At 69.3% G+C, this 7968-nt stretch carries 8 protein-coding genes; 3 read left to right on the top strand and 5 right to left on the bottom strand.

Annotation, left to right across the window (positions count from 1 at the left end):
* On the bottom strand, positions 1-982 hold a 982-nt coding region (gene rnd / locus AC32QD_RS09110; protein ID WP_492010176.1), incomplete at its 3' end, for a ribonuclease D.
* A 372-nt stretch (positions 983-1354) separates the two neighbouring features.
* On the opposite strand from rnd, the gene AC32QD_RS09105 reads away from it, so the two are divergent.
* From AC32QD_RS09105 to aspS, 3 genes are all read left to right on the top strand, one after another.
* Positions 1355-1993, top strand: a complete 639-nt coding sequence (locus AC32QD_RS09105; RefSeq protein ID WP_492010175.1) for a YiaD family glycine zipper/OmpA-like lipoprotein — start codon at positions 1355-1357, stop codon at positions 1991-1993.
* Positions 1994-2112: 119 nt separating this feature from the next.
* Complete coding sequence (locus tag AC32QD_RS09100; protein ID WP_492010174.1) at positions 2113-2781, top strand: CPBP family intramembrane glutamic endopeptidase; 669 nt, start codon at positions 2113-2115, stop codon at positions 2779-2781.
* A gap of 89 nt (positions 2782-2870) precedes the next feature.
* Positions 2871-4814, top strand: coding sequence for an aspartate--tRNA ligase (gene aspS / locus AC32QD_RS09095; protein ID WP_492010173.1), 1944 nt, complete (start codon positions 2871-2873; stop codon positions 4812-4814).
* Between the two features lie 135 nt (positions 4815-4949).
* On the opposite strand, the gene lexA is transcribed toward aspS, so the two are convergent.
* The 4 genes from lexA to AC32QD_RS09075 form a co-directional block, all read right to left on the bottom strand.
* Positions 4950-5678: a transcriptional repressor LexA gene (lexA, locus tag AC32QD_RS09090; RefSeq protein ID WP_492010172.1), complete on the bottom strand. Its 729-nt coding sequence runs from the start codon at positions 5676-5678 to the stop codon at positions 4950-4952.
* Between the two features lie 100 nt (positions 5679-5778).
* On the bottom strand, positions 5779-6969 hold the full coding sequence (locus tag AC32QD_RS09085; protein WP_492010171.1) for a molybdopterin molybdotransferase MoeA: 1191 nt from the start codon (positions 6967-6969) through the stop codon (positions 5779-5781).
* Entirely contained in the window at positions 6969-7442 is a 474-nt protein-coding gene (moaC, locus tag AC32QD_RS09080) for a cyclic pyranopterin monophosphate synthase MoaC (RefSeq protein WP_492010170.1), read from the bottom strand. The genes AC32QD_RS09085 and moaC overlap by 1 nt, the downstream gene beginning before the upstream one ends.
* Positions 7439-7968: indole-3-glycerol phosphate synthase TrpC (locus AC32QD_RS09075; protein WP_492010169.1), on the bottom strand; the 530-nt coding region annotated here is incomplete at its 5' end. The genes AC32QD_RS09075 and moaC, both read right to left, overlap by 4 nt.

The following is a 7968-nucleotide window of genomic DNA, read 5'->3' as shown; positions in this document are numbered from 1 at the left end:
GCTGGTCGGACCGCGCCTTGAGGAACACCTTCAGCACGTCGGCGACGGCGGCCGATCCGTGGCGGCGCTGGGGCGGCGGAGGCAGGCTGGGGCGTCGGTCCGGCGGGCAGGCCTCGCCCTCGGCCACGGCCTCCAGGATACCCTCGGCCGCGTCGCCCTTGCGGCTGTCGCGGGGCAGAAGGCGCAGCTTCGACAGGTCGGCGGCGGCCTTGGGCCTGGCGGTCGCCACCTCGAGCAGAGCATCGTCCTTGACCACGCGCGCGCGCGGCACGTCGCGGCGCTGCGCCTCGCGCTCGCGCCAGCGGGCCAGGGCACGCACGACCGCGAGGAATTTCGGGTTGTGACTGCGCGCCTTGATGCGCCGCCAGGCCTCGTCGGGATCGTTTATATAGGTCGCCGGGTCGGTCAGGATCGCCATCTCTTCGGCCACCCAGTGGCCCCGCCCGGTCTGGCGCAACCGCTCCTCGAGCGCGACGTAGATATCGCGCAGATGCGTCACGTCGGCCAGGGCGTAATCCAGCTGCTTGCCGCTGAGCGGCCGCCGTGCCCAGTCGGTGAAGCGCGAGCTCTTGTCCAGCTCGGCTTTGGCGATCCGGCGCACCAGGGTCTCATAGGAGACCTGCTCGCCGAAGCCGCAGACCATGGCCGCGACCTGGGTGTCGAACAGCGGGGCGGGGATCTCCCCGGCAAGATTGTGGAAAATCTCCACGTCCTGACGCGCCGCGTGAAAGACTTTCACGACCTCGCCGTTCGACATCAACTCGAACAGCGGCCCAAGCTGGATGCCCTGGGCAAGCGGATCGATGATGACGGCGTCGTCGCTTTCGCCGTCGCCGCCCTGCGGCCGGGCCATCTGCACGAGGCACAGCTGCGGCCAATAGGTGCGCTCGCGCATGAACTCGGTGTCGACGGCGACGAAGGGGGCCGCTGCATACTCCGCCACGGTGCGGGCGAGGGCCTCTGTGGTTGTGATGACTTGCATGGCGCCTGTATCTAGCGGCTTGAATGAACGATGTCGCGGTTTTGTCGCGCACTAGCGCCGCTTTCAATCGGAGATCGGGCGGAGAATGCAAGCGAATTCACAACTGCGGACCGGATTTTACCGCACCCGGCAGGTCACCCGAGCCTGTCGGGCGCCCGGCCGAACCGCTGGGGGAATTGCTGCTGCCGCGTCCGCCCCGTGATCCCGACTGGACGCGGGCCCAGCCCGATGGCACTGTTCAGAACCCGCGACGAGTCAGCCTTCCCGGCGACGGAAAGCGAACCCATCGGCGTTCTACCGTGCGAACTCTTTTCGGTTTTCCAGCGTTTGTCCCGTGCGAGACCCGTTCTTTGGACTGAGGGAGAACTATTCATGTGGAAAAAGCCTGTAATCGCAGTCATGTGCGCCAGCATGCTGCTTGCCGGCTGCGAGACCGTGCAGCAAAACCCACGTACGGCAGCCGGGGCGGGAATCGGTGCGCTCGGCGGCGCCGCGGTCGGAACGCTGTTTGGCGGCAATGACCGGCGCAACGCGCTGATCGGTGCGGGCATCGGCCTGCTCGCCGGTGCGGCCGTGGGTCAGTATCTCGACAGACAACAGCGCGAGCTTCAGTCCAACCTCGCCGGCACCGGTGCGCAAGTGAGCCGCCAGGGCAACCAGCTGGTGGTCAATTTCCCGGCCAGCATCACTTTTGACACGAACTCGGCGCAGATCCGGCCGCAGTTCTATTCGACCCTCGACCAGGTGGCGCAGACGCTGCGGCGCTATCCGAAGAGCTATATCGACGTGGTCGGCCACACCGACAACACCGGCACGGCGCAGTACAACCAGGCGCTTTCCGAGCGGCGCGCCAAGTCGGTGGCGAACTACCTGCGCAGCCAGGGCGTCCAGTCGGCGCGTATCGCGGCCTATGGCATGGGCGAGACCCAGCCGATCGCCACCAACGCCACGCCGCAGGGCCGGCAGGCCAACCGTCGGGTCGAAATCCGGATCATCCCGGCCACGAGCTAGGGTCCGGACCTGTCCAAACGCGTACCGGGGCGCGGCCTGCCGCCGCGCCCCGCCTGATTCGGGGCTCCCCACGGGCAGTGCCGCTTGAAGCGGGTCAAGGGGCGCTTCATATCCAGTTTATGCAGCGCATCGCGCCCAGGCCCGCCACTATCCCGCGCACCCGGCTCTGGGCCGAGTTTCTGGGCCTTTACGCGGGCGTCCCCGTGGCGATGGTGGTGTGTCTCGGCAGCTATCCACTGATCGTCGCCTTCGCTGCCATCATCACCGTGGCGCTGTTCCTGCTGGCCCACACGCCGGGGTTTTCCTGGCGCGAGCTTGCCCGTGGCCCCGTGCTCGCCCACTGGCCGCTGATTATCGGCTTCGCAGCCGGCACGGTGGGCGTGATCTTCATGCTGGTCCAGACGGTCGATCCCGCCCGTCTGCTCGAGTTGCCGCGGCTCCGACCCGGCCTGTGGCTGATGATCATGGTGTTCTATCCGATCTTCTCGGCGCTGCCCCAGGAGATCATCTTCCGCGCCCTGTTCTTTCGGCGCTACGGCTCGCTCTTCTGCAGCCCGGCCGTGGCTCTGGTCGCCAACGCCGCCGCCTTCTCCCTCGCCCACCTGTTCTACCAGAACGCCGTTGCCATGGGGCTGACGCTGGCCGGGGGGCTGATCTTCGGCTTCGTCTACGAGTGGTTGGGCTCGTTCCGGCTGGCTGTGTTGCTGCACGCAATCGCGGGCCAGATCATCTTCACCGCTGGGCTGGGCGTCTACTTCTACCACGGGGCGGTTGGCCACGTGCCTTGAGAGGGTCCGCTCCGGGCGCGCCACTTGACATCCCCGCCCCGGTCCAGTCTATCCCGCAGCCGACCAGCCGACCGCCTCGAGGGAAGATCATGCACGCCTTTCGCAGCCATACCTGCGGCGATCTGAGCAAAGCCGACGTCGGCCGGTCGGTCCGGCTGTCTGGCTGGGTGCACCGTGTGCGCGATCACGGCGGCATCCTGTTCGTGGACTTGCGCGACCACCACGGCATCACCCAGGTGCTCGCCGATCCCGACAGTCCGGTGTTCGGCGATGTCGAGCGCCTCCGCGCCGAGTGGGTGGTCCGCGTCGATGGCGAGGTGCGCGCCCGCGCCCCCGAGCTGGTAAACCCCAGGCTCGCCACCGGCGAGATCGAGGTCTACATCCGCGAGGTCGAGGTGCTCGGCCAGGCCGCCGAGCTGCCGGTCCCGGTCTTCGGCGAGCCCGACTACCCAGAGGACACGCGCCTTACCTACCGCTTCCTCGACCTGCGCCGCGACGGCCTGCACCGGCGCATCATGCTGCGCAGCGAGGTGATCGCGGCGATCCGCCGGCGCATGACCGCGCAGGGCTTCGCCGAATTCCAGACGCCGATCTTGACCGCTTCGAGCCCGGAGGGCGCGCGCGACTTCCTGGTGCCCTCGCGGCTGCACCCGGGCAAGTTCTACGCGCTGCCGCAGGCGCCGCAGCAGTTCAAGCAGCTGATCATGGTCTCGGGCTTCGACCGCTATTTCCAGATCGCGCCGTGCTTCCGCGACGAGGACCCGCGCGCCGACCGCTCCCCGGGCGAGTTCTACCAGCTCGACATGGAGATGAGCTTCGTCGAGCAGGAGGACGTGTTCGACGCCATCGAGCCGGTGCTGGCCGAGACCTTCGCCGAGTTCGCCGGCTTCGGCCGCGAGGCCCCCTGGGCCATCACCTCGGGCGGCACCGAGATCGACGTCTCGAAGCCCCAGGGCGAGCGCCACGCCTTCCTGCGCATCCCCTATTCGGAGGCGATGGAGAAATACGGCACCGACAAGCCGGATCTGAGGAACCCCATCGAGATGCGCGAGGTCTCCGCCCATTTCCGCGACTCGGGGTTCCAGGTCTTCGCCCGCATCCTCGAGCGCCAGGGCACCGAGATCCGCGCCATCCCCGCGCCGGGGGGCGGCAGCCGCGCCTTTTGCGACCGCATGAACTCCTGGGCGCAGAAGGAGGGACTGCCCGGCATGGGCTACATCTTCTGGCGCGAGGAAGTTCCCGCATTCAATCAGTATAAAGCGCCGGATTGGGCGGAGTTAGTCCGCGTTGCCAATGATCAAGGCGCGCAGCTAGACCACGATGGTGGACTAACTGGGGATCAGGAGGTTGTCGTTGGAGCCGGCCCAATTGCAAAGAACCTCGGTCCGGAACGGACTGAATCTCTGCGCCGAGAACTCGGCCTGAAGGCCGGCGACGCCGCCTTCTTCCTCGCCGGCACGCCCAAGAGCTTCGTCGACGTGGCGGCCCGTGCCCGCAACGTCGTCGCCGACGAACTGGGCCTGGCGGCGAAGGACCGCTTCGACTTCTGCTGGGTCGTCGACTTCCCGATGTTCGAGTGGAACGAGGAGGAGGAGAAGATCGACTTCTCCCACAACCCCTTCTCCATGCCCCAGGGTGGGCTCGAGGCGCTGGAGAACGAGCACCCGCTCTCGATCCTGGGCTACCAGTACGACATCGTGTGCAACGGCGTGGAACTGTCCTCGGGCGCGATCCGGAACCACCGCCCCGACATCATGTACAAGGCCTTCGAGATCGCCGGCTACGGCCGCGACGTGGTCGAGAGCCGCTTCGGCGGCATGCTCAACGCCTTCCGCTTCGGCGCCCCGCCGCACGGCGGCATCGCGCCCGGCATCGACCGCATCGTCATGCTGCTGGCGGGCGTGAGCAACATCCGCGAGGTCATCATGTTCCCGATGAACCAGCGCGCCGAGGACCTCCTGATGCAGGCGCCCTCGGAGGTCAGCCCCAAGCAGCTGCGCGAGCTGAGCATCCGCATCGTGCCGCAGGAGTAGGGCTGCTCCGCCGTCTCGCTACGCCGCGGCCCCGGCCTCGAGCCGGGGTCTCGGACCATTGCAGCGTAAAGGCTTCGGCTCAGGGCCTGGACGCGGGCATATATCGTCAGCGAAGGGTGGCCGCCACGGCGGCCCTCAATAGGTGCGGATCAGCCCCACCATGCGGCCCTGGATCTTCACCTGGTCGGTGCGGTAGAGCCGCGTCCCGTAGGCCGGGTTCGCCGCCTCCAGCGCGATGGCGCCGCCCTTGCGGCGCAGGCGCTTCAGCGTCGCCTCGTTCTCGTCGATCAGCGCCACCACGATGTCGCCGTTGTCGGCGCTGTCCTGCCGCCGGACCACAACGATGTCGCCGTCGTGGATGCCGGCGTCGATCATGCTGTCGCCCTTGACCTCGAGCGCATAGTGCTCGCCCGCGGCGGAGAGCATCATCGAGGGCACGCCCACGGGCGCGGGGCCGTTCTCCATCGCCTCGATCGGCGCGCCGGCGGCGATGCGCCCGACCAGCGGCACGTCGCGGGCCTCGACCCTGTGCTCGACCGGTTCCATGCCCAGTTTGCCCGTGGCCTCCTCGAAGCTGTCCCGCTCGGACAGCGCGCCCTCGATCACCGCCGGGCGGAAGGTGCCGCGGCTGGGCCGCGTGTCCTCGATGTTGTCGGGCAGGCGCAGGATCTCGACGGCCCGGGCGCGGTGGGGCAGGCGGCGGATAAAGCCGCGCTCCTCCAGCGCCGTGATCAACCGGTGGATGCCGGACTTGGAGCGTAGGTTCAGCGCCTCCTTCATCTCGTCGAAGGAAGGCGAGACGCCGTCGCGCTGCACCCGCTTGTGGATGAACATGAGGAGTTCGTACTGCTTCTTGGTCAGCATTGCGGATGCCCCCGGCGAACATGCCCCCTAGATGTCGTCACATGTTCTATGAAAGTTCGCCTTTTGTGTCAAGCGCCACAAACGCTTGTGGGACACCGGCTCAGTCGAGCGGGATATAGGCGATGGGGCTGCCGGCGCGGGCGGGCGCGGCACCGGGCGGGCGCACGGCCAGCGCATTGGCCCGCGCCAGCGTGGCGACCAGGCTCGAGTCCTGGTTCTCGGCCACTTCGCAGCGCGTGATGCCGTCGGCGGCGGGGCTGACCACGGCGCGCATGTAGTGCTCGCGCTGGCCGTTGGCCGGCAGGTCGTGGGCCAGGAAGGCAGTGTGCGTGTGGCGTTGGCCCGAGGGCAGGCCCAGCGCCGCGTCGACCGCGGGGCGCAGGAAGACCTCGCCGCAGACCATGCTCGAGACCGGGTTGCCCGGCAGGCCGATCATGACGCGGTGGCCGATTCGCCCGGCCATCAGCGGCTTTCCCGGGCGCATGGCGATCTTGTAGAAGTCGAGCTCCAGCCCGGCGCTGCCGAACACCTTGGCCACCAGGTCGTGGTCGCCGACCGAGGCGCCGCCCAGCGTGACGATGAAATCGGCCGCCTTGGCCTGCTCCAGCGCCGCCAGCAGGCTCTCGCGGCTGTCCCGCGCGATGGCGCAGGGCAGGGGCTCGGCGCCCGCGGCCGCCAGCATCGCGGCAAGCCCGACGTCGTTCGACGAGACGATCTGGCCGGGGCCGGGGGTCTCGCCCGGCCGGATCAGCTCGTCGCCGGTCGGGATCAGCGCCACCTTGGGGCGCCGCGCGACCGTCAGCGTCGCCGCGTTCATGGCTGCCAGCAGCGCCAGCTCGCGTGCGTTCAGGCGCCGCGGCGCGGCCAGCCGGAAGCCTTGCGCGAAGTCCATGCCGGCGGGGCGGATGAAGGTCCAGGCGGTCGGGGCCTCCACCACCTCGACGCTCTCGCCCTCCCGCCGCGCATTCTCCTGGATCAGGATAGCGTCGGCGCCCTCGGGCACCGGGGCGCCGGTGAAGATGCGCACCGCCTCGCCGGGGCCGACCCGGCGCGGGACGCCGTCGCCGGCCTGGGCCTCGGCGGTGACTCGCAGCTTGGCGCCCTCACGCGCATCGCCCGCCCGCACGGCATAGCCGTCCATGGCCGAAGCCGGGAACGGCGGCTGGTTGTGGCCCGCCACGGCGTCGGCGGCCAGCACCCGCCCCGCGGCCGCGACCAGCGGCACCTCCTCGGTGCCGGTCGGCGCGACCAGGGCGAGGATGCGCTGCAGGGCATCTGCGACGGGCAGCATCAGTCGGCCTCGAAGGTGCCGGACTTCCCACCCGCCTTGTGCGTCACGCGGATGTCGGTGATGCGCATCCCCCGGTCCACCGCCTTCGCCATGTCATAGACCGTGAGCGCGGCCACCGACACGGCGGTCAGCGCCTCCATCTCCACCCCGGTCGGCCCGGTGATCTTCACGGTCGCCTCGATCTCCACGCGGTCGGGCAGGACGGGCACGAGGTCCACGGTGACGTTCGTGAGCATCAGCGGATGGCACAGCGGGATCAATCCGGCCGTGCGCTTGGCCGCCATGATGCCGGCCAGCCGGGCTACGGCCAGCACGTCGCCCTTCGCCGCCCGGCGCTCGACGATCATGGTCAGCGTGTCGCGGGCCATAACCACGGCGCCCCTGGCGGTGGCGGTGCGCTCGGTCGCCGACTTTGCGCCCACATCCACCATGCGGGCGCGGCCCTCCTCGTCGAAATGGGTCAAGTCGCTCATGCGGCGTCCAGGGGCAGGGGCCGGGCCAGCAGCGCGCGGGTCGCCGCGGCGACATCCTTCTGGCGCATCAGGCTCTCGCCCACCAGGAAGCTGCGCGCGCCGGCCCGCGCCAGACGCGCCAGGTCGGCGGGCGCGAACAGGCCGCTTTCGGCGATCACCAGCCAGTCCTCGGGCACCCGCGGCATCAGCGCCTCGGTGGTCTCGAGCCGGGTCTCGAAGGTCCTCAGGTCGCGGTTGTTGATGCCGAGAAGGCGCGACTTCAGCCTCAGCGCCCGGTCGAGCTCGGCAGCATCGTGCACCTCGATCAGCGCGTCCATGCCCCACGACTGCGCCGCGGCCTCCAGCTCGGCGGCCTGGGCGTCGGAGACGCTGGCCATAATGACAAGCACGCAGTCGGCGCCCAGCGCCCGCGCCTCGGCCACCTGCCAGGGGTCGTAGAGGAAGTCCTTGCGCAGCACCGGCAGCGTGGACGCGGCGCGCGCCTCGGCGAGATAGTGGTCGGCGCCCTGGAAGCTCGGCGTGTCGG

This window comes from Thermohalobaculum sp., from assembly GCF_058622915.1.
The sequence above is the reverse complement of the archived record's forward strand: the minus strand, read 5'-3'. Positions and strand labels throughout refer to the sequence as shown.